Source organism: Acinetobacter brisouioides (genome assembly GCF_004331075.1).
Classification (GTDB): domain Bacteria; phylum Pseudomonadota; class Gammaproteobacteria; order Pseudomonadales; family Moraxellaceae; genus Acinetobacter.
This window is the reverse complement of record NZ_SJNX01000003.1, coordinates 116,012-135,238: the sequence shown is the minus strand read 5'-3', so window position 1 is coordinate 135,238 and position 19,227 is coordinate 116,012. Positions and strand designations below refer to the sequence as shown.

The 19,227-nt window shown below is 41.4% G+C and carries 19 protein-coding genes and 1 pseudogene; 11 read left to right on the top strand and 9 right to left on the bottom strand.

From position 1 onward, the window contains the following. Positions 1-74 precede the first annotated feature (74 nt). Together E0H77_RS05625 and alc are read right to left on the bottom strand one after the other, a co-directional pair. Positions 75-578: an ureidoglycolate lyase gene (locus tag E0H77_RS05625; RefSeq protein ID WP_131375695.1), complete on the bottom strand. Its 504-nt coding sequence runs from the start codon at positions 576-578 to the stop codon at positions 75-77. Then, a complete protein-coding gene (gene alc / locus E0H77_RS05620) occupies positions 575-1,582 on the bottom strand; it encodes an allantoicase (protein ID WP_131375694.1) in 1,008 nt (335 codons plus the stop codon). The genes E0H77_RS05625 and alc overlap by 4 nt, the downstream gene beginning before the upstream one ends. Positions 1,583-1,784: 202 nt before the next feature. Between alc and hpxO the strand changes: the two genes are divergently transcribed. Then, the gene (hpxO, locus tag E0H77_RS05615; protein ID WP_131375693.1) at positions 1,785-2,942 is read left to right on the top strand and encodes an FAD-dependent urate hydroxylase HpxO; all 1,158 of its coding nucleotides are present in this window, start codon (positions 1,785-1,787) and stop codon (positions 2,940-2,942) included. A gap of 111 nt (positions 2,943-3,053) precedes the next feature. Here hpxO and E0H77_RS05610 read toward each other — a convergent pair whose 3' ends face one another. From E0H77_RS05610 to puuE, 4 genes are all read right to left on the bottom strand, one after another. Next, positions 3,054-4,331, bottom strand: coding sequence for a hypothetical protein (locus tag E0H77_RS05610; protein ID WP_131375692.1), 1,278 nt, complete (start codon positions 4,329-4,331; stop codon positions 3,054-3,056). Between the two features lie 347 nt (positions 4,332-4,678). Then, positions 4,679-5,002: a hydroxyisourate hydrolase gene (uraH, locus tag E0H77_RS05605; RefSeq protein ID WP_131375691.1), complete on the bottom strand. Its 324-nt coding sequence runs from the start codon at positions 5,000-5,002 to the stop codon at positions 4,679-4,681. Continuing rightward, a complete protein-coding gene (gene uraD, locus E0H77_RS05600; RefSeq protein ID WP_131375690.1) occupies positions 4,995-5,501 on the bottom strand; it encodes a 2-oxo-4-hydroxy-4-carboxy-5-ureidoimidazoline decarboxylase in 507 nt (168 codons plus the stop codon). Before uraD ends, uraH begins: the two co-directional genes overlap by 8 nt. Before the next feature lie 194 nt (positions 5,502-5,695). Further along, on the bottom strand, positions 5,696-6,673 hold the full coding sequence (gene puuE / locus E0H77_RS05595) for an allantoinase PuuE (RefSeq protein ID WP_131375689.1): 978 nt from the start codon (positions 6,671-6,673) through the stop codon (positions 5,696-5,698). A 248-nt stretch (positions 6,674-6,921) separates the two neighbouring features. Between puuE and E0H77_RS05590 the strand changes: the two genes are divergently transcribed. The 5 genes from E0H77_RS05590 (at position 6,922) to E0H77_RS05570 (ending at position 11,294) form a co-directional block, all read left to right on the top strand. Next, entirely contained in the window at positions 6,922-7,275 is a 354-nt protein-coding gene (locus tag E0H77_RS05590; RefSeq protein WP_131312438.1) for an HPF/RaiA family ribosome-associated protein, read from the top strand. A gap of 105 nt (positions 7,276-7,380) precedes the next feature. Beyond that, a complete protein-coding gene (locus E0H77_RS05585) occupies positions 7,381-7,929 on the top strand; it encodes an ankyrin repeat domain-containing protein (protein ID WP_045793210.1) in 549 nt (182 codons plus the stop codon). Positions 7,930-7,944: 15 nt separating this feature from the next. Beyond that, entirely contained in the window at positions 7,945-8,712 is a 768-nt protein-coding gene (locus tag E0H77_RS05580; protein ID WP_131375687.1) for a transporter, read from the top strand. Positions 8,713-8,733: 21 nt separating this feature from the next. Next, positions 8,734-10,566 (top strand): protein-disulfide reductase DsbD, encoded by a 1,833-nt coding sequence (gene dsbD, locus E0H77_RS05575; RefSeq protein WP_131375685.1) that lies wholly within the window; start codon positions 8,734-8,736, stop codon positions 10,564-10,566. A 290-nt stretch (positions 10,567-10,856) separates the two neighbouring features. Beyond that, the gene (locus tag E0H77_RS05570; protein WP_045793212.1) at positions 10,857-11,294 is read left to right on the top strand and encodes a DUF2147 domain-containing protein; all 438 of its coding nucleotides are present in this window, start codon (positions 10,857-10,859) and stop codon (positions 11,292-11,294) included. Positions 11,295-11,344: 50 nt separating this feature from the next. On the opposite strand, the gene E0H77_RS05565 is transcribed toward E0H77_RS05570, so the two are convergent. Then, on the bottom strand, positions 11,345-11,692 hold the full coding sequence (locus E0H77_RS05565) for a Spx/MgsR family RNA polymerase-binding regulatory protein (protein WP_131375683.1): 348 nt from the start codon (positions 11,690-11,692) through the stop codon (positions 11,345-11,347). A 352-nt stretch (positions 11,693-12,044) separates the two neighbouring features. Further along, positions 12,045-12,863, bottom strand: a complete 819-nt coding sequence (locus E0H77_RS05560) for an exodeoxyribonuclease III (protein WP_131375681.1) — start codon at positions 12,861-12,863, stop codon at positions 12,045-12,047. A 38-nt stretch (positions 12,864-12,901) separates the two neighbouring features. On the opposite strand from E0H77_RS05560, the gene pyrE reads away from it, so the two are divergent. The 3 genes and pseudogenes from pyrE to chrA all read left to right on the top strand — a co-directional run bounded on the left by pyrE (position 12,902) and on the right by chrA (position 16,203). Beyond that, a complete protein-coding gene (gene pyrE / locus E0H77_RS05555) occupies positions 12,902-13,552 on the top strand; it encodes an orotate phosphoribosyltransferase (protein WP_131375679.1) in 651 nt (216 codons plus the stop codon). A 378-nt stretch (positions 13,553-13,930) separates the two neighbouring features. Next, positions 13,931-14,857: a chromate resistance protein ChrB domain-containing protein gene (locus E0H77_RS05550; protein WP_131375677.1), complete on the top strand. Its 927-nt coding sequence runs from the start codon at positions 13,931-13,933 to the stop codon at positions 14,855-14,857. Beyond that, positions 14,854-16,203, top strand: a pseudogene (gene chrA, locus E0H77_RS05545) (chromate efflux transporter). The gene E0H77_RS05550 and the pseudogene chrA overlap by 4 nt, the downstream one beginning before the upstream one ends. A gap of 265 nt (positions 16,204-16,468) precedes the next feature. Here the strand turns inward: chrA and E0H77_RS05540 are convergent. Further along, positions 16,469-16,666, bottom strand: a complete 198-nt coding sequence (locus E0H77_RS05540; protein ID WP_131375675.1) for a DUF3565 domain-containing protein — start codon at positions 16,664-16,666, stop codon at positions 16,469-16,471. Positions 16,667-16,783: 117 nt separating this feature from the next. Here E0H77_RS05540 and gshB point away from each other — a divergent pair, with 117 nt between their 5' ends. After that, complete coding sequence (gshB, locus tag E0H77_RS05535) at positions 16,784-17,722, top strand: glutathione synthase (protein WP_131375673.1); 939 nt, start codon at positions 16,784-16,786, stop codon at positions 17,720-17,722. Between the two features lie 400 nt (positions 17,723-18,122). Further along, positions 18,123-19,220, top strand: a complete 1,098-nt coding sequence (murG, locus tag E0H77_RS05530) for an undecaprenyldiphospho-muramoylpentapeptide beta-N-acetylglucosaminyltransferase (RefSeq protein ID WP_131375671.1) — start codon at positions 18,123-18,125, stop codon at positions 19,218-19,220. Positions 19,221-19,227 lie beyond the last annotated feature (7 nt).

Here is a 19,227-nt window from a genome sequence, read left to right as displayed (position 1 = left end):
AAGATCATAAAGCAAAAGAATTGATGTTTTCCAGTTATTTAGCAACAGGCTGCCGAAACAGCCTGTTCAGAGTTTTATTCTTGAATCAGTACAGGCTCAGCAAACTCGAACACATCACAGTTGTGTCCTGTACCGAGTCGATCAATCACAGCAAAGTCGCTTGGGCTTTCTAAGGTCAGCAGTGGGTGATGCCATGTCCCTGCACGATAATTCACCCCTTGTGTACCATCTGATATAAAGGCGCGAATACGCTGTAGATGGGGCTGCTCGGCATTTAAATTCGGTGCAACCACAATCAGGAATTTTTGTCCCTGCATCGGAATAAATGCCTGCGAACCGATTGGATGACGTTCCAGCATATCAATCTGCAACGGCAAAGTTGTGGTCTTGATATTACGAAAAATACTGATGCCGATCTTGCCTGTTACATCGGTTTCAGTGTGTACCAAGGCATGATAGCGTTCGGTATGTGCCTCATTAATATGAAAGAAATCATGCCCTGCACAGCCGATTACTTCACCGAATTCGGCGAAGTTTTCGATGGTTAATAGTTCAAGCTGAATGCTGAGTTGGCTCATCCTGTGACTTTACCCCATAAACGAATGCGGCTAATGCCACCATCTGGAATCATATTGACGCGAATGTGCGAGATTTTTTCGTGTGCCAAGACCTCATTGATATAGCTATGCACATGATCCATTTGCATGTCTTGTGCTTCCAGTAAAAATGGCCAGAACATGCTTTGCGGAATCAGTTGCGGATCGGTGGCATCTTGCACATACACTGCCTGAATCGACACTTGAGCAGGGAAATTACCTTTAAAGTGCGCGGTATCAATCTCGATTTTTTCAATCGTTCCTGCTTGTCCCAAAGCCAGCACACACCAGTCAAACCCAGGGACACGGCGGCGTTTGGTTTCCCAGCCATCACCCATGTTGATGCCACGTCCTGGGTTGATGAGATTGCGCGGATGACCATAGTGAGCATCGCTATAGGCAATCACCCGTCCGCCATTTTCCAGCGCCAATAAATCAAGAGTTTGGTTGCTGTCTTTGAGCTGAATTTGCACTTCACCATAGACACGTAAACGCGCTACGCCACCATCTGGAAAAATGTTCAGGCGAATATGACTAAATACCTGATCCGAGGAAATATCAAAGATGTGGTGCTGGCTTGAACCTAAGATACTGTTTGGCAATAGATTATGCCATTCGGCTTGATCAAGATTATCATCGGTTGCGTAGCAGGCTTCCAGTGCAGCCGAGGCAGGATAGTTGCCTGTAAAGAACGTGGTGTCGATATCTAACCCATAAATCTTGCCCGCCACCCCCAGTTTGACAATACACCAGTCGTAGCCTGCATGACGTTTACGGCGAGTTTCCCAACCATCCATCCATTTGCCGTGATCATCAAACTTGTCTTCGACAAAAATCGGGGCATCCGCATTGAGCATACGTTTCGCTTCTGCAAAGAACTCATCGGAACAGTCCATGATTTTGGCACCAATACGTGTATCGGCAAGGTTGGTTAAATGCGTCAGATGTGTAGGAAGTTCAAAAGCAGGGGCGAGTAAGGTTGCCATGTAGGGTTCCTGTATGGTGTTATTTTATTAGTCAGTGAAATGAAGTTCTTTACTTATACTAGCATCGTTGTCTATTTAGGGAAGACTGGCAAAAATGTGGCAGTTTTTACGGTAACTGAACAACTTCAGCGCAAAATATCGGGTATGGCACGCTTTTGGCATCAAACATAAAACAAATGCTATAAATATAAAGGAGCTATAGATGGAAATTGTGATTATCGGTGCGGGTATGGGAGGATTGACCACAGGAATTGCACTAAAAAAGTTCGGACATAAAGTAACCATCTATGAACAAACAGAAAAAATTCTTCCCGTCGGTGCAGCCATTTCGTTATGGTCAAATGGGGTTAAATGTCTGAACTATCTGGGATTATCAGAAAAAATCGCCAAACTGGGCGGGCAAATGAATAATTTGGCTTATGTTGATGGTTTGACAGGGGAAACCATGACCCAGTTCAGCTTGCAGCCGCTCATTCAGGAAGTTGGGCAGCGTCCATATCCTGTCTCACGTGCTGACTTACAAAATATGCTGATGGATGAATTCGGTCGCGAAGACATTCATTTAGGCACACGCATGCTGGCTTTAGAACAACAAGAACAGCGAGTAAAGATTCAATTTGCCGATGGAAGTGAGGTTGAAACCGAGTTATTGATTGGCGCGGATGGAACACACTCATTAACGCGTGCTTACGTACTTGGCGAGCAGGTACAGCGCCGTTATGCAGGTTATGTCAACTGGAATGGGCTAGTGGACATCTCTGAAGATTTAGCGCCTGCCGAACAGTGGACAACTTATGTCGGTGAGGGGAAGCGTGCTTCTTTAATGCCTGTGGCGGATCAGCGTTTTTATTTCTTTTTGGATGTGCCATTACCTGTGGGTCTGGAGAATGACCGCAGCCAGTATCAAAGCCAGTTAAAACAATATTTTAAAAACTGGTGTCCACAAGTGCAAACGCTAATAGAGCGACTGGATCCACAAAAAACCAATCGGGTGGAAATTCACGACATTGAACCTTTTTTACAGTTTTATAAAGGTCGTGTGGTGCTGGTGGGCGATGCCGCGCATAGTACCACTCCTGATATTGGGCAAGGCGGTTGTCAGGCGATGGAAGACGCGATTTATTTGGCGCGTGCTTTACAGATCAATACTTTGGGTGTTGAAGATGCCTTGTCACGCTATCAAGAAAAACGGAATGAACGTACCAAGGAAATGGTGTTACGTGCTCGCAAGCGCTGTGATGTGATCCACATGAAAGATGAAGCAACCACACAAACGTGGTACAGCGAACTGCGTCAAGAACAAGGGCCGCACATTATGCAGGGGATTATTCACAATATCGTGGGAAATGTACTGGATTAAGCCTGATTTAAAACAATAAAAGCAAACCATAAAAAAAGATGCCTTGAGGCATCTTTTTTAACAACTTGATCAGGTAGTGCTACCACCGAAAAGGTAGTTACACCAAGACACTTAGAAGTTGTAAGTGATTCCAAAACGGTTTTGCAAGAATGCGTTAGCATCACCTTGTTGTTTTTGGAAACCGATAAATTCAGACAGGCTCAAGCCTTTGAGAGAGCCTGTGAAATTATAGAAACCATAGAACATTACTTCATACATGTCTTTATTGGCTTTGGTACTGGTAATATCGGTATAAGTCACACGGCTACCGACAAAGGCATTTTGACCAAATGGCGAAGAAAGCTCAGTAGTGTAAAAGTTACCTGGACCTAAGTCTTGAGTACTGGTGAAGAATGGCTGTGCAAAGTACGGATCAGAAGATGTGTTATGAGCATACGGTGTTGGTAATGTGCCATATCCCCAAGCATTATTCTTCTTAAATACATGGTCATAGCCAATACGCCAAGTCAATTTGTCGGTTGGCTTAAATTTTAGTTGAGCACCGAGCGATGTGCTGTCAACTTTACCGAATTGTGCATCACCAATATCATTGGCATAAGCGGCTTGCACGCTAACTTCAGGCGTCCATTTAACTTTGTTAAAACCAAGATTGGCTTCGCCATAATACAAATTGAATGAATCTTCATAACTTTCGACCCATGCCTGAGTTTTTAAGTATTTATCATCCAAGTTGAATTTTTTACCCAGACCGAAGCTGGTGACGTGATCAAGACGTGTTTTTTGAGCAAGTGAATATGGGTCGTCGTTATAACGGTCACGGTGTGCAAAGTTGTCGTCACCGTAGCTTTTGTATTTATTGATATAGGTAGCACGAACGAAGTTATCGGCATCACCGTACTTCATGTCAACGCCCTGATATAAGAACGGTTGAACACGATAGAACGAGTAATCACCCATAAATGGTAGGTCAAGTTTTTGATTACCCACTGTCACTGAGAATTTGTCTTGTGTCCAGTTTAAGTAAGCTTCACCAATGCCAAAGGTGCCATCAGACAATTCTGAGATATCATGAGAGCCATGTGAAAGACGATTTTGACCTTCAATCCCGACAACTGCCTGGAAGCCATTGTAACGTGCGGTTTTGTAATTTACATAGCCACCCGCAGAGGTGGTGTCTTGGCTGCTGTTACTAAAATAGGCATTGTGTGTTGAGTATGACGCTAAACGAAGACTGCCTTCAACCGTACCACAACTAAACATGTGTGAAAAATCGCTGACATTCGCCGCTTTACAAGCGTCATCGCTAGATAATGGCAATGCAAAAACTGAAGAACATAAGCTGCTGATACCACATAATAGAAGCGCTTTTTTAAGGCGAATGTTGCTCATTGTAGACGTCCCCACGAAAATAAACTGGTTTACAAGCAAGATGCAAAAATTTGACCAATTTTAAACAAATTTTGGTTGGATGTAGTCATTGATTGGAGCAATTGGCAGTAGATCGTTGAGAAAAACGGCAGAAAAGCCGAGAAAGCGTGAGGAAATATAGAGATGTGATGTATTTTTTAATAATTGATCTATAAAACGCCATGAAAAAACTCACGGCAAAAACTAGGGTTTTACATGGCATCCTGCTTGGATTTAGTGCAAAAAATGAATTAGTTTTGACCATTTGGTCTGATTGGCATAATCCTGCAACTTGGCAGAATTATACCTTGTCGTCAGCAATTTCGTGCTTAACTCCCTCGATAGGTAGAGTAGGCAAATGGGCTAATCAGTAAAGGCACATGATAGTGCTCTTGTGGCTTTTCTACATAAAACTGGATACAGACTTTGGGGAAAAAGGTCTTAAGCTGTTTAGCGGCGAAGTACGGTGCAATCTCATATTCAAGCTGATATTCGCCTGCAGTGATGGCCGTTAAGCCAAAATCTTTCAGGCGACCATCGGCATCGGTTTGCCCTTGCCCAAGTAATTTATGGTTGGCTGCCTCAAATAACTTCACGGTTACAGCCGCAGCAGGTTTGCCTAAGTGCGTATCTAAAATATGGGTACTAATCACTTTCAATTCCCAGTTCTAGACGATGCAGAGCAATCCCCGCAAGCTGCTCATGAACGACTTGTTTCTCTGTGTCCAAGTCATTTTGTAAACGCTGCTGCAAGGCTTCAAAAATATCCATATGAGTCAGTCCGACCGCTTTAATTAAAAAGATAAAGCCAAATTTTTGTTCATAGGTCAGATTGGCTTCATACAAGGCATCGGTGGTGGAGACATCCTGATAAATGAGAGCCTGTTCTTTTTGTGAAAAAGCCTGCTCTTGTGCTGACAGTGCTTGCTTGGCCTGCTGTTCCCCAATCCGTGGATGAGCATCTAACGCCGCTTGAATATCTGACCATGTCCATGTTTCAGTTTGCATTTCGGCTGTATTTATCAGGGTGTGCTTGCTTGGATAGGGGCGTTGTTCAGAAAGTGTTCTTACCCAAGAGGAAATATGGACACAGTGTTTTAAAAATTCTTGCGCCTGTGTCTCGGATAGTTGGTTGAATTCTGAGAGTTGCATAATAATGTCCAGTTTATTGTTGCTTTTAATCATTTAAACATGTGCAATCGTGGTCTAAAAAGCAAGAGCCAAACAGGTTTTTTTACTTGGCTAACCTGAATTTTGTGAAAGTTTTTACTCAATATATTGAAAATATAACTCTGATCTGAAACATGCAGTTGACGTTTTCATATGTTCTATAATTTCTACGTATTTTATCTCGAACTTAGGTTGGGATAATGATGTTGATACCAATGCTCGGTAATATCCTGACGGCGACAAATCCATACCCGTTCATGTGACTGAATATAATCCAAAAAGCGTTGTAATGCCTTAAAGCGCCCAGGTTTACCTAAAATACGACAGTGCATCCCAATGGATAACATTTTCGGTGCAGTATCGCCTTCAGCATACAGCACATCAAAGGCATCTTTTAAATACTGATAAAACTGCTCGCCGCTGTTGAAACCACCTGGCGAACAAAATTTCATATCATTGGATTCTAAGCTATAAGGAATAATGAGATGCAGGCGGCTTTCACCTGCTGTGTTGGTCAGGGTTGTCCAAAACGGGAGGTCATCACCATAATGATCGCTATCATATTGAATTTTTGGAAATTCAGCTAGAAGCTGGCGTGTGTTCGGGCTATCGCGCCCTGTGTACCAGCCAATAGGGGTGTTACCCAAAAGGGTTTCAAGTACGCTGATCGCCTGATCCATATATTGCCGTTCAGTTTCAATCGGCATGTCTTGATAAGGAATCCAGCGTTGCCCATGTGAAGCGACATCGTAGCCCGCCGACTTGATAGCCTCGACCACATATGGGTTACGAATGAGAGCCATACCGACACCAAAAATGGTCATGGGTAAATGACGCCGTTGAAACTCTTCATGGATACGCCAGAAACCTGCGCGTGAACCATATTCGTACATGGAGTCCATCGACATGTGTTTGGCAGGAAAACTTGCCGCGCCAATAATGTCTGATAAAAATTGCTCTGAGCCTGCATCACCATGCTCAATATGATTTTCCGATCCCTCCTCATAATTCAGCACGAATTGCACCGCAATTTTGGCTTGATGTGGCCAGTGAGCGTGAGGGGGAGACCCATGATAGCCAATCAGGTCACGAGAATAGGGGGTAGAGCGAATACAATCGATGAGTGCCTGACCACGCAAGTAAGAAGTTGTCACGGTTGGTTTCCTTTTGATCGTTTTTTGCAAAATATGCTTGCATATTTTCGAGTATAGCCTGATATTTAAAGCATAAGGACACCGAAACAATATGCAAAAATGGTGACAACATCTTCTGTTTAGTAAGAGTGAAAGCTTATAAATTTAAGTGTTTTTACCATCGTGTATGACTAGGTTTTAGGTGCATTTACATGGATGGTTGTTTTGTTTTGCACAGCGCAGATCGATGAAATAAGAGAGGATGAATTATGAATATTGAAATCCGTACAGATAAAAATATCCAAAATAGTGAACGTCTAATTGGCTATATACGTGCAGAACTTACGAATGAATTTCAACGTCACAGTGAACGTATTACTCACTTTTCAGTACATTTGAGTGATGAAAATGGAGACAAAGGCGGAGATGACGACCTACGTTGCATGATTGAAGCACGTCTAGCAGGATTGAAACCGATTGCTGTATCACATAAAGCAGGTAATGTAGATGCTGCAGTTCATGGGGCAATCGAACGTCTAAAACGCAGTCTAGAGCATGTGATCGAGAAAAAAGATAATCCTCGTGCTAAACCTCTTGAAATTGAAGAAGAAGATGAAGCTTAAGTAGCTGCTTTTTCTAGAAAAGCTCCTTCGGGAGCTTTTTTTATTGTCTTTGATATTAGATTTCTTGTTAAACTGGCTTGAGCACATTGCCATTGAGAACCCATCATGCTAACGACATCACAACATGCCTTGATTGATGCCATTGAACAACTTGACCCTGCTAAAGTACAAGACCTGTTATCTCAAGGGCTTGATCCTAACTTTATGGATCCTGAAAAAGGCTTGCCAGTTACCGTGGTCTGCGATGGCTTGTTCCAGTGGTGGGAAACGCTGTGTGATGCTTGTGAGGAAGGAGAACCTTTGTCAGAACAACAAAAACAGCAGCTACTACAGCCACATCTTGAAATTCTAGATGCTTTGATTCAAGCCAAAGCGAATGTGCATTTGTGGGATGCGGAAGAATTTTATGGACCGCTTTGGGATGCCGCCAGCGCAGCATGTGTTCCTGCAGTGCAGCGTTTGCTGGATGAAAAAGTCAACCCAAATACGTTAGATGATGAAGATTTAACCGTGTTATCATCAATTAGCCAGTTATTTTTTGAATGTGATTATGATGAAATTGATTGGGCACTGACTTTGCCAGAGCAAAAGCAAACTTTGCAATTGCTTCGTGAGCATGGTGCAAAAATGACAAAAGAATTAACTAACGCTTAATCCTTGAGAATATCTATGAAACTATGGCAAACCACGGCATTCGCACTGGCTTCAACAGTGAGCATGCATAGTCTAGCGACCGATTTTTCTTTTGACCGTCCAGGTTCTGGCTTTGGTACAAGTATTACCCCAGTCGGACAACTGGCATGGGAACAAAGCTTGCCGAGTGTGTTTTATACCAAGCAGGGCACGGCTGACGGTTATGAGAAAACTACAACAATTCAGACGGATATGCTGTTTCGTACAGGTCTGACTGACAGCATGGAATTGCAGTTGGGTTGGGAAGGTCCTGCGTGGACACAAATCCGCCATGCAGGTCAAAAAATCAATGATAATGGTCTGGGAGATGTATCTGTCGGGGTGAAAAAAGCCATTGATTTACAAGATGATCAAATGACTATGGCCGTCTTGGGTAAAGTCTCCTTTGCGACAGGTAATCGGGGTTTTAGAGAAAATCAAGATACCTATACTTTGGGATCAACAGTGGCTTATCAGCAAAATGAATTGCTGAACACCAGTATTACCATGTTCTATGAAATGCAGGATGGTCGCTGGTCATGGACGGCTATTCCGACTTTAAAGTATACGATCGCTAATAAATGGTTAGGTTTTTCCCAATTTGTCTATCGTAAGCAAGAAAGCCAGCGTGAGCAGACTTCACTGGCAACAGGCTTAGTTTACAAACTTAACAATCGCACACAATTCGATGCCAGTATTGGTGTAGGTTTGGGTGGTGATGTACCTGACTATAGTGGTGGTTTTGGCGTATCCTACCTGTTCTAAATTCAATGAGCAGATCTGCCCATGCTGTTGCATGTCAAAAAAACAGCAATATTGTGGTTAGCCCTACAATATTGCCTATTATTGATTGTATGTTTTCCTGTATTCAGTCATGCTGATGAATTGTTGCCTGTTGAACAGGCATTTCAATTTTCCGCGGAATCTCTCTCCGATCATCAGGCGCAACTGTCTTGGAAAATCCAGCCACATTATTATTTGTATCAACAAAAATTTACGGTACAGCAAGGGCAGCAGCAACTAACAGTTAAATTCCCGCAAGCCGTGTCTCAGCATGATGATAATTTTGGGCAAAGCCTGGTGTATTTTGACCAGGTGGCTTTTAGCATTCCAACACAGCCGAATCAGAGCTATCAAGTGACGTGGCAGGGGTGTGCCAAAGACCGTTTGTGTTATCCACCACAAAAAATCACAATTCGTACCGATGCTGATGGCTTGATCAGTATGCAGGATCAGGTACGTCCGCAGTCTGGTTTGCTTGAACTTTCACAGCAGCAATCCACATCGCTAGATTCCAATCCTTTAAATACCACAGCCGCCGCGGTAACGACGAAAAATACTCCCCAGCCCGCCACTGTTTTAACCGCCGATGATGAAGTCTGGTCACAGCGCCTCAGTCAGCATTCTTTTGCTTATGGATTACTGTTGTTTTTAGGCTTAGGAATTTTACTTGCTTTTACCCCATGTTCTTTACCCATGATTCCAATTTTGACTTCGCTGTTAATTCGGGAGCATAAGGGCTTAAAGGCGTGGAGTATTGCTTTGGTCTTTGTTTGTAGCATGGCATCGGTTTATGCAGTTTTAGGCGTGGTGGCATCTTCATTTGGTTTGAGTTTCCAGCGCTGGTTACAGCAGCCGAGCATTTTAATGGCATTTAGTGTGCTATTTGTGCTATTTGCCCTGAACCTGTTTGGTCTATTTGAAATCAAGTTACCTCAGACATGGACACACCGTTTAGATCAAGCACAGTCTATGCAAAAAGGTGGCTCTCTGCTTGGTGCGGCAGTGATGGGAATGATTTCTGCCTTGCTGGTGGGACCGTGTATGACAGCTCCTCTTGCAGGAGCGTTATTGTTTATTTCTCAGACTCAAAGCCCATGGCATGGTGCAATTTTGCTGTTTAGTCTAGGCATGGGCATGGGTGTGCCAATGTTGCTGGTCAGTTCACTGGGTTCCAGAGCTTTGCCCAAAGCTGGGTTATGGATGATGCAGGTTAAAGTGGTCTTTGCATTTATTATGTTGGGGTTGGCACTGTATTTTATTCGTCCTGTCTTGAATAGCAGTGCATGGCAACTCCTGAATGTATTGCTGCTAATGAGTTTTGTTGTTTATTTGCTCTATGGCGTAATCAAGCATGTGCGTGGTTTAAAATGGCTATATGCAGTTTTACTGCTGAGTTTAGTACCTGCATATGCTTACCAGCAATACCAGTGGTGGCAAGGTCAAAATACCGTTGGAACCTCTACTCAGGTGCAATGGAATGTTGCCAAGACGGCAGCCGAATTTCAGACCTTGCTAGCACAAGCACCTCAAGGGCAAGCCATTGTGGTCGATGTCTATGCTAACTGGTGTGTGGCATGTCAGCCTATTGAGCATCAGATTTTGCCACAATCGCAGGTACAACAGGCACTTGCGCCATTTTATCTGATCAAGCTGGATTTGAGTCAGTATGATGCTTCGCATCAGGCGTTATTGAGTCAATGGGATATTTTGGGCCCACCAACTTATTTGTTTTTAGATACCCAACATCGGGAACTACGCGGTTTGCGTTTAACAGGTGAATTTAAAATGGTTGGACTGCTTCAGCGTTTGCAGCAACTTACGCAAAAAAGGCAGTGATTGGCGTGCAAATAACCCATTTATTGCTTGCGCTGAGCTGGGGATGCGATAAAAAGCGACGTTATATAATTCCTGATGCTTTATTTTGAAGGCTAAGGTCTATCAGGCTTTTGATCTGATGTGGTCTTGCTTGACATTTTCTCTTGCAAGAGAACAGCACAATATAGGATGATCTTGTAAATATTGTTACAAGGCAACACTAAACGGTCACACTGAGAAATTGCAAATTGGCAATGTATTTTGAATACTGAAGATTGGCAATACTACAACAGATGATTAGGGAAGAAATAATGAAAAAAATGTTACTTGCGTTTGGACTATTTGGTGCCGCGATGGCTGCACATGCAGCAGATCAGCTCAATGGAACAGTTTGGCAAACAATTGATGATGAAACCAAAAAGCCTAAAGCGATCGTTGTCTTTACCGAGCAAAAAAACGGTACATTGTCTGCAAGTATTCAAAAAGTACTGACTCCTGGGGAAGAGAATAGCTGTACCAACTGCGAAGGTCCCTACAAAAATAAACCATTACATGGTGTGACTATTGTACGTGGTCTGAAAAATGTGGGCGGTAATCAGTACGATAATGGTTCAATCCTTGATCCGAAAAATGGCAAAACTTATAGCCTAAAAGGTCAGTTAATTAACGGAGGCAAGCAGCTTAAAATTCGTGGGTATTTGGGTTTTTCTGCGCTTGGACGTAATCAGACTTGGAATCGTGTTCACTAATATGTATTGTGATAAAAGCAAAGCCTAGACTGTTCTAGGCTTTTTTATTTTTAGACTAAGTTGCGATACGCTGCTTCATCAAAGCCGACAACGAAACCTTGAGCAGTTTGCAGTACAGGGCGTTTAATTAAACTGGTATGTGTGATCAGTGCCTGAATCAGATTTTCTTCGTTCGCAAGGGCTTGCTGTTGCTCAGTTTCACTGAGCTTACGCCATGTGGTACCTTTTTTATTTAAGATCAGGTCTTGCCCACAGGCATCTAGCCATTGTTTGACAGTTGTTGTGTCAATACTTTGCTTTTTATAGTCATGAAACTCGTAGCTTAAACCTAATTCGCTCAGCAAATCGAAGGCTTTCTTCATGGAATTACAGTTCTTAATGCCATAAATTTTCAGCATATTCATTACTCATCTATCAATATGACAAATGAGCTTAACCAAAAAATTTGTTTTCGGCTATGCTTATCTTGATGGAAAAACTGGTATTCCAAATAGAGAAAACCCGCATTAGATCATCCTGATTATGCGGGTCTCATTTACAACGTCCGATGTCACATCCTTGAAAAATAAGCTAAGTAACTTAGTTTATTTTTACTTCATCCTACGGCGTCCTGTCCTTTTGCTGTCATCCTGACATGTCCCTGTGCCGTGCGGCTATATTGCTACAAAGTGATGTCAGAAAAAAGCATTTCAGGCGACAATGAATGTAAGTTATTTTTAGTAGTTTTGTGAACATGTGTTCACAAAACTACTAAAGTTGATAATCAATAATAACAGGTGCGTGGTCACTAAACCATTGATCTTTGTAGACCCATGCGTTTATTGTTCGCGTTTTCCAGTCGGGTGAACAGGCTTGATAGTCGATTCGCCAACCGACATTTTTCGCACGGGCTTGCCCTCGATTTGACCACCAAGAATACAGTTCAGCTTCGGGACGCACCACACGAAAGGTATCGACATAACCCAGTTCATCATAAATATGGTCAAGCCATGCGCGCTCATGAGGGAGGCAGCCAGAAGCTTTTTGATTGCCTGACCAGTTTTTAATATCAATGCGCTTATGTACGATGTTGTAGTCGCCACAGACAATGATGGATTTATTTTCATCGCGCCATTGTTTCAGGATTTTTTTGTATTCATCTAAAAACAGATCTTTACGTATTTGAGCGTCTTCACCTGAAGAACCCGAAGGTAAGTACAACGATGCAATATGTACAGGTTGCTCTAGCCCTAAATCAAATTCGGCACAAATAAAACGCCCTTGCGAATCTGCCAGTTCAAAGCCCAAACCATCTCGAACCGAGAGAAAAGGGAGACGACTGTAGATTGCAGTGCCTGCATAGCCTGCACGTTCTGCTGGAAAGAGATGCGTATGCCAGCCTTCTGGTTTAAATTTGTCCGTCCATTGTGCGTGAGTAATGCGGCTTTCCTGAATGCAGACCACATCAGCATCGGACTGTTCTAGCCAGTCCAGCAGACCTTTGGTCACAGAAGAACGTAGCCCATTTACGTTAATCGAGACTACGCGTAGAATTTTTGCCTCACTTGGATAGTGATCCTTTGGTATCATGCTCAAGTCTTACCTTAATATCTAAATTTGGAGCCCTCATGACAACGCCATCTCAATTTAACCCACAGGCTTTTATTGACCTTGCCTTATCACGAGGTGTGCTGAAGTTTGGTGAGTTTACTTTAAAATCGGGTCGTGTTAGCCCTTATTTTTTTAATGCAGGCTTACTCAACGATGGTGAAGCATTATCATTACTTGCACAAGGTTATGCGGATCAACTAATTCAGTGTGACAATGTTGAAGTTATTTTTGGGCCTGCATATAAAGGTATTCCATTTGTTGCTGCAACGGCTGTGGCATTATCACAAATTCATGGCAAAAGCGTGCCTTGGGGTTTTAACCGTAAAGAAGCTAAAGATCATGGCGAAGGTGGTGTTTTGGTGGGTGCTGCTGTTGAAGGTAAAAAAGTCTGGATTATTGATGATGTAATTACCGCAGGCACGGCGATTCGCGAAGTGGTGACTGTTTTGAAAAATGCAGGTGCAAGTATTGCTGGCGTGTTGGTTGCGCTAGATCGTCAAGAACGTGGTCAAGGTGAATTGTCTGCAATCCAAGAAGTACAAAAAGAACTTGAGATTCCTGTACATGCATTGATTACCATGAAAGATTTGATGGATTATCTAGATGCCAAAGGTGAGAAAGAAGCCTTAGCCAATATGCAGGCGTATCGTGAGAAATATGGTATCTGATTTTTAACTGGTTGAAAAAAGGAAGCATGGGCTTCCTTTTTTATTGATCATTTAAGTAAATTGTTGAGTAGATTTAATTAAAACGATAAAACATTGATTAAATAATAGTCGTGAAACGTGAAAAATCCATTGCAGTGTGCTGAACCCTGGATCGGCTTTGATTAAGGTATTGATGCCTAATAAGAAATTTTAAGAATTTCGTATAAGCTGTTTACGTTAATTTTAGAAGAACTAATATTACTAATCCTAATTTATTTATAAAAAATCAATATTGAGTAGAAAATCTTTATGACTTTTACACCTACTATTATTCAATAAAAATCATTTTAAATTTTAAAAAATTGTTATAAATTAAACAAAATATGTTGAGTTTATAACATGAAATTATCATTGCTTATTTCATCTCTACCCAGTCAAAGTACAACTGCAAGAATGAGAATTTGGCGTTCTTTAAAGTCAAATGGTGCAGCAACTTTGAGGGATGGAGTCTACCTATTACCAGTAATACATTCTGAAAAATTCGACTCTATTGTTAATGATCATCTTAATGAACATGGTCAAGCCTATATCTTTCAGACTGAAGCTCCTACAACTTTAAACCTTGCTCAACTTTTTGATAGGAAAGGAGAGTATGAAGAACTAAGAGCCGAAATTTTACAAATACAAAATACACTCGAGGAAAACAAAAAAAAGGAATATCTCAAACAGATTCGAAAATTAAGAAAAACCCTCAATTCACTGATAGAAATAGATTTTTTCCCCAATACTCATCAAAGCAAAACATTAAATGAACTTACTCGATTAGAACATGCGATTGCTCGATTAGGTGAATATGATGAACCTAATAATTTTGAACAGCAATTAAACGTTCTATTCAAACAGGATTTTCAAAATAAAATTTGGGCAACCAGAAAGCGTCCTTGGGTTGACCGTTTGGCATCAGCATGGATCATTCAAAAATTTGTAGACCATCAGGCAAAATTTATTTGGTTAGAGCATCCCAATGATTGCCCCAATGATGCCTTAGGTTTTGATTTTGATCATGCCCAATTTACCCATATCAATAATCTAGTTACCTTTGAAGTATTAATGCATAGCTTTGAATTACAGGATCCTGCTTTAAATAAAATTGCTGAAATTGTTCATTTTTTAGATGTTGGGGGAGATGAGCCTGCCGAAGCACTAGGAATTGAAAAGATTTTACAAGGTCTCAGAAGCACGATCACAAATGATGATCAATTACTTTATCTTTCAAATCATATTTTTGATGGTTTATATGCTGACTTTCAAAGGAATCTAACATGAATAATAGATCGTCCTTAGTAGATGAAACAGAAATTCAATCTATCAGCTTTTGGCAAGCATTTAAATTTTGGTTAAAGCTTGGGTTTATTAGTTTTGGTGGTCCTGCTGGGCAAATCGCTGTTATGCATCAGGAGCTAGTTGAAGAAAAAAAATGGATTTCGGAGAAGCGTTTTATGCAGCCTTGAATTTTTGCATGCTCTTACCTGGCCCAGAAGCTCAACAGCTTGCAACTTATATTGGCTGGTTAATGCATAAAACCAAAGGTGGCATAATTGCAGGAATTTGCTTTGTTCTACCTTCTCTTTTTATCCTGATTGGACTGTCTTGGGTCTATGTGAAATATGGCAACGTTCCGATCATTGCGGGGTTGTTTTACGGGATTAAGCCAGCGGTTGCGGCAATTGTATTTCATGCAACTTATCGTATTGGCAGTCGTTCATTAAAGAATAAATTTCTATGGGCGATTGCAGTTGTCGCTTTCCTCGCGATATTTATTTTTAATATTCCTTTCCCCTTCATTGTTTTATGTGCAGCAATATCAGGTTATCTGGTCAGTAAAAAATATCCTGATTTGTTTACGGTAAATGCACATAAGGTTACTCAAAAATCTTATGGACGTGCAATTATTGATGATGATACCCCTACACCTGAACATGCTATTTTTAAATGGCATCATCTGATCAAAATAGCGGTAATTTCAGCACTTTTATGGGCAATTCCACTGGTCTCTTTAACAATGATTTTTGGATGGAGCCACTCTTATACTCAACTAGCATGGTTCTTTACTAAAGCTGCACTACTCACATTTGGTGGTGCCTACGCGGTTCTACCTTATGTATATCAGGGCGCTGTAGGTTTTTATCACTGGCTCACCCCAACTCAAATGATCGATGGTTTAGCTCTAGGTGAAAGTACTCCCGGCCCATTGATCATTGTGGTGGCTTTTGTCGGTTTTTTGGCTGCTTATAACCACTCACTGTTGGGTGCTGAACATCAATTTATTGCTGGTGCATTAGGTGCAATTATCGTCACATGGTTCACTTTTATTTTCTCATTTTTCTTTATCTTAGCAGGAGCACCTGTTATAGAGTCCACACACAATCAGATTAAGTTCACAGCACCTTTAACAGCCATTACCGCTGCCGTGGTAGGGGTGATTTTAAACTTGGCACTTTTTTTATGTTATCACGTGCTTTGGTCAGGGGGGGGTTGAAGGAAATTTTGATTATATCTCTGCCATCATTGCAATTTTGGCTGTAGCTGCATTATTTAAATTTAATCAGAGTGTGCTCCGAGTCATCATCGGTTCTGCTCTAGTGGGCCTAACGATTAAACTTATACTATAAAAATGAGTAACAAAGACATGGATAAAACATCCATGTCTTTTTTGGCACTGTTCAAGTATCTTATTTCACATAAAAATTTAAAGAATATCTCACCAATCTATTTTCTTATTTAACATAATGTTCGTTATGCAAAATTCATTAATTAATATAATATAAATCAATAGTTTGATTAATTTTAAAAAATCCAAAAACCATAAAAATGCCGATTCTGAAACAAATTGGCGTTTTATGAAGTAAATCTCTTATCTTTTGCCAATAAAATTACTTATTCGAAATTTTCCACATCACACTTTTTACACTCCAGCATCACCCCGATTTTTTCTTTGCGACCTTGTTCAGTCATGACCCAAGGGCGGTTTTGCCAAGGTGGCGTATGCCGTACATGCTGCGTATGCCCACAGGCCAAATCTGCAACCCAGTGCTGCTCTTCATCTAAATGAAAACCAATAATCGCCTGTTGCATGAGTTCATCCTTTATTTTCTTGCAAATAATATATGAGGCTTTACTGAAATTCAGAAAAAGACCGCCACAATCTCCGCTATACTTTTTCTCATCAAAAAATAGCTAGAGTAAAAAATCATGCGTGTATTGGTTGTGATGGATCCCATTGAAAATGTCAATCTGAAAAAAGATTCCACCATGGCAATGCTATGGGCTGCAAGTCGCCGTGGACATGACTTGGGGTATGTTTTACAACAAGATTTATATATTGATCAGGGTAAAGCCTTCGGCTTGATTGCACCACTGAAAGTTTTTGAAGATTATCAGCACTATTACGAACTGGGTGAAAAACAAAAACAATCACTGGCGGATTATGATGTGATTCTGATGCGTAAAGATCCACCGTTTGACATGAATTTTGTCTATACCACTTATATTCTGGAGCAGGCAGAACGCGAAGGTGCGTGGATTATCAACAAACCACAGTCATTGCGTGACTGCAATGAAAAACTATTTGCAACCCAGTTCCCTGAGCTTCAAGTTCCAACTCTGGTTACATCACAAGAAAGTTTGATGCGTGAGTTTATTACTGAACATGGCGACGTGATTGTCAAACCACTCGATGGGATGGGTGGTATGGGCATTTTTCGTTTATTTCAAGATGGGGTCAACATTGGCTCAACCTTAGAACTTCTAACCCAAAATGGTCAGCAGCCAATTATGGCACAGCGCTATATTCCTGAAATTGTAGAAGGGGATAAGCGTATTCTGATGGTTAATGGTGAACCGATTCCTTACTGTTTGGCACGGATTCCACAAAATGGTGAAGTGCGTGGCAACTTGGCCGCGGGAGGTTTAGGGCAGGCTCGACCATTAAGTGAAAATGATCAGAAAATTGCTGAAAAAGTCGGTCCATTCTTGCGCGAAAAAGGTTTGGTGTTTGTGGGGCTCGATGTGATTGGTAATTATGTCACTGAAATTAATGTCACCAGTCCAACCTGTATCCGTGAAATCGATGCTCAGTTTGGTACTTCGATTGCTGACACGTTATTTGATGTGTTAGAGCAGGGACGTTAATTTACCCCTGTGAGCTGTTTTCAGTAAAAATATTCAAAATCCGATAACATGAGCGTATCAGGTATACGCTCATCAGTTTTTAATATTAGCATTAATAAAATATTGAATATAATTCAAATATATTGATTTCCCATGATTTTAATAAAACGGTCTACTGAAGAATCGTGTGTCGATTGACTTGATTTGTATGCTTATTGTGGGAGCAAAAATACTAAAAGTTGTAGCGATTTGAACAATCAGCTTAAGGAAGATTTGGCAAGAATGTAAGATAACAAGATCAGTATCACTTTAATTAATCAATATTTGTTTAAATGACGTGAAAATCATTCACGCCAATAAGACTTTATGATTAAAATAAGCCAAGAAATTTATGTAACTTGCACAGCTGAAGTATTTGACCGTGACCAATTCTCAATTACAAAAACCTAAACATGTCATGATGATGGCTGCGGGTACGGGTGGACATGTTTTCCCTGCATTAGCCGTGGCAAAATTATTACAACAACAAGGTCATCGTGTCTCTTGGCTAGCAACCCCAACAGGCATGGAAAACCGTTTGTTAAAAAACCAAAACATTCCGATTTATCAGATTGATATTCAGGGTGTGCGTGGTAATGGTTTACTTCGTAAACTGGTTGCACCATTTAAAATTTTGGGCGCAACTTTAGCTGCTATGCGCTTTATGAAACAGCAACAGGTCGATGTGGTTGCAGGTTTCGGTGGTTATGTTGCAGGTCCAGGTGGTTTGGCTGCGCGTGCACTGGGTATTCCTGTGCTGATTCATGAACAAAATGCCGTTGCAGGCTTTACCAATGTACAATTGGCACGTGTGGCAAGTAAAATTTGTCAGGCATTTCCAAATACGTTTCCTGCATCCAACAAAGTTGTGACGACAGGCAACCCTGTACGTAAAGAAATTACCGATACATTAACACCGAAATGGCGTTACGAAACCCGTGAACAGGCGCATCAACCACTGAATATTTTGGTGGTCGGTGGTTCACTTGGTGCACAAGCACTGAATGAAAAATTGCCAGAAGCATTTAAACAACTCAATGTTGAACTGTGTATTATTCATCAGTGTGGGCAAAAACAACTTGCTGAAACGCAAACTCGTTATGCCAATGCGCCGCAGCAGTTACAAGTGCAAGTGGTTCCGTTTATTGAAGATATGGCAAAAGCTTATAGCGATGCCGATCTCATTATTTGTCGGGCAGGAGCGCTGACGGTGACCGAAGTGGCAACTGCAGGCGTTGCCGCAGTCTTTATTCCACTGCCAAGTGCGGTAGATGATCACCAAACTGCAAATGCCCGTTTTCTTGAGGGCATTGGTGCAGCAAAAATCTGCCCACAAAGCACAATGACTCCTGAAAGTTTACAGCAATTATTGACTCCGCTGATGAATCGCCAGTTGCTCTCTGAAATGGCAACCAAAGCGCGTCAACACGCACAACCAGAAGCCACACAACATGTGGTGGATTTAATCCAAGCATTATAGTTAGAGC

What these genes read in the sequence shown, in the direction of transcription:
- E0H77_RS05625 (WP_131375695.1), bottom strand. Translation starts at nt 578, where the DNA reads ATGAGCCAACTCAGCATTCAGCTTGAACTATTAACCATCGAAAACTTC.
- alc (WP_131375694.1), bottom strand. Translation starts at nt 1,582, where the DNA reads ATGGCAACCTTACTCGCCCCTGCTTTTGAACTTCCTACACATCTGACG.
- hpxO (WP_131375693.1), top strand. Translation starts at nt 1,785, where the DNA reads ATGGAAATTGTGATTATCGGTGCGGGTATGGGAGGATTGACCACAGGA.
- E0H77_RS05610 (WP_131375692.1), bottom strand. Translation starts at nt 4,331, where the DNA reads ATGAGCAACATTCGCCTTAAAAAAGCGCTTCTATTATGTGGTATCAGC.
- uraD (WP_131375690.1), bottom strand. Translation starts at nt 5,501, where the DNA reads ATGCAACTCTCAGAATTCAACCAACTATCCGAGACACAGGCGCAAGAA.
- E0H77_RS05590 (WP_131312438.1), top strand. Translation starts at nt 6,922, where the DNA reads ATGAATATTGAAATCCGTACAGATAAAAATATCCAAAATAGTGAACGT.
- E0H77_RS05585 (WP_045793210.1), top strand. Translation starts at nt 7,381, where the DNA reads ATGCTAACGACATCACAACATGCCTTGATTGATGCCATTGAACAACTT.
- E0H77_RS05580 (WP_131375687.1), top strand. Translation starts at nt 7,945, where the DNA reads ATGAAACTATGGCAAACCACGGCATTCGCACTGGCTTCAACAGTGAGC.
- dsbD (WP_131375685.1), top strand. Translation starts at nt 8,734, where the DNA reads ATGCTGTTGCATGTCAAAAAAACAGCAATATTGTGGTTAGCCCTACAA.
- E0H77_RS05570 (WP_045793212.1), top strand. Translation starts at nt 10,857, where the DNA reads ATGAAAAAAATGTTACTTGCGTTTGGACTATTTGGTGCCGCGATGGCT.
- E0H77_RS05565 (WP_131375683.1), bottom strand. Translation starts at nt 11,692, where the DNA reads ATGCTGAAAATTTATGGCATTAAGAACTGTAATTCCATGAAGAAAGCC.
- E0H77_RS05560 (WP_131375681.1), bottom strand. Translation starts at nt 12,863, where the DNA reads ATGATACCAAAGGATCACTATCCAAGTGAGGCAAAAATTCTACGCGTA.
- pyrE (WP_131375679.1), top strand. Translation starts at nt 12,902, where the DNA reads ATGACAACGCCATCTCAATTTAACCCACAGGCTTTTATTGACCTTGCC.
- E0H77_RS05550 (WP_131375677.1), top strand. Translation starts at nt 13,931, where the DNA reads ATGAAATTATCATTGCTTATTTCATCTCTACCCAGTCAAAGTACAACT.
- E0H77_RS05540 (WP_131375675.1), bottom strand. Translation starts at nt 16,666, where the DNA reads ATGCAACAGGCGATTATTGGTTTTCATTTAGATGAAGAGCAGCACTGG.
- gshB (WP_131375673.1), top strand. Translation starts at nt 16,784, where the DNA reads ATGCGTGTATTGGTTGTGATGGATCCCATTGAAAATGTCAATCTGAAA.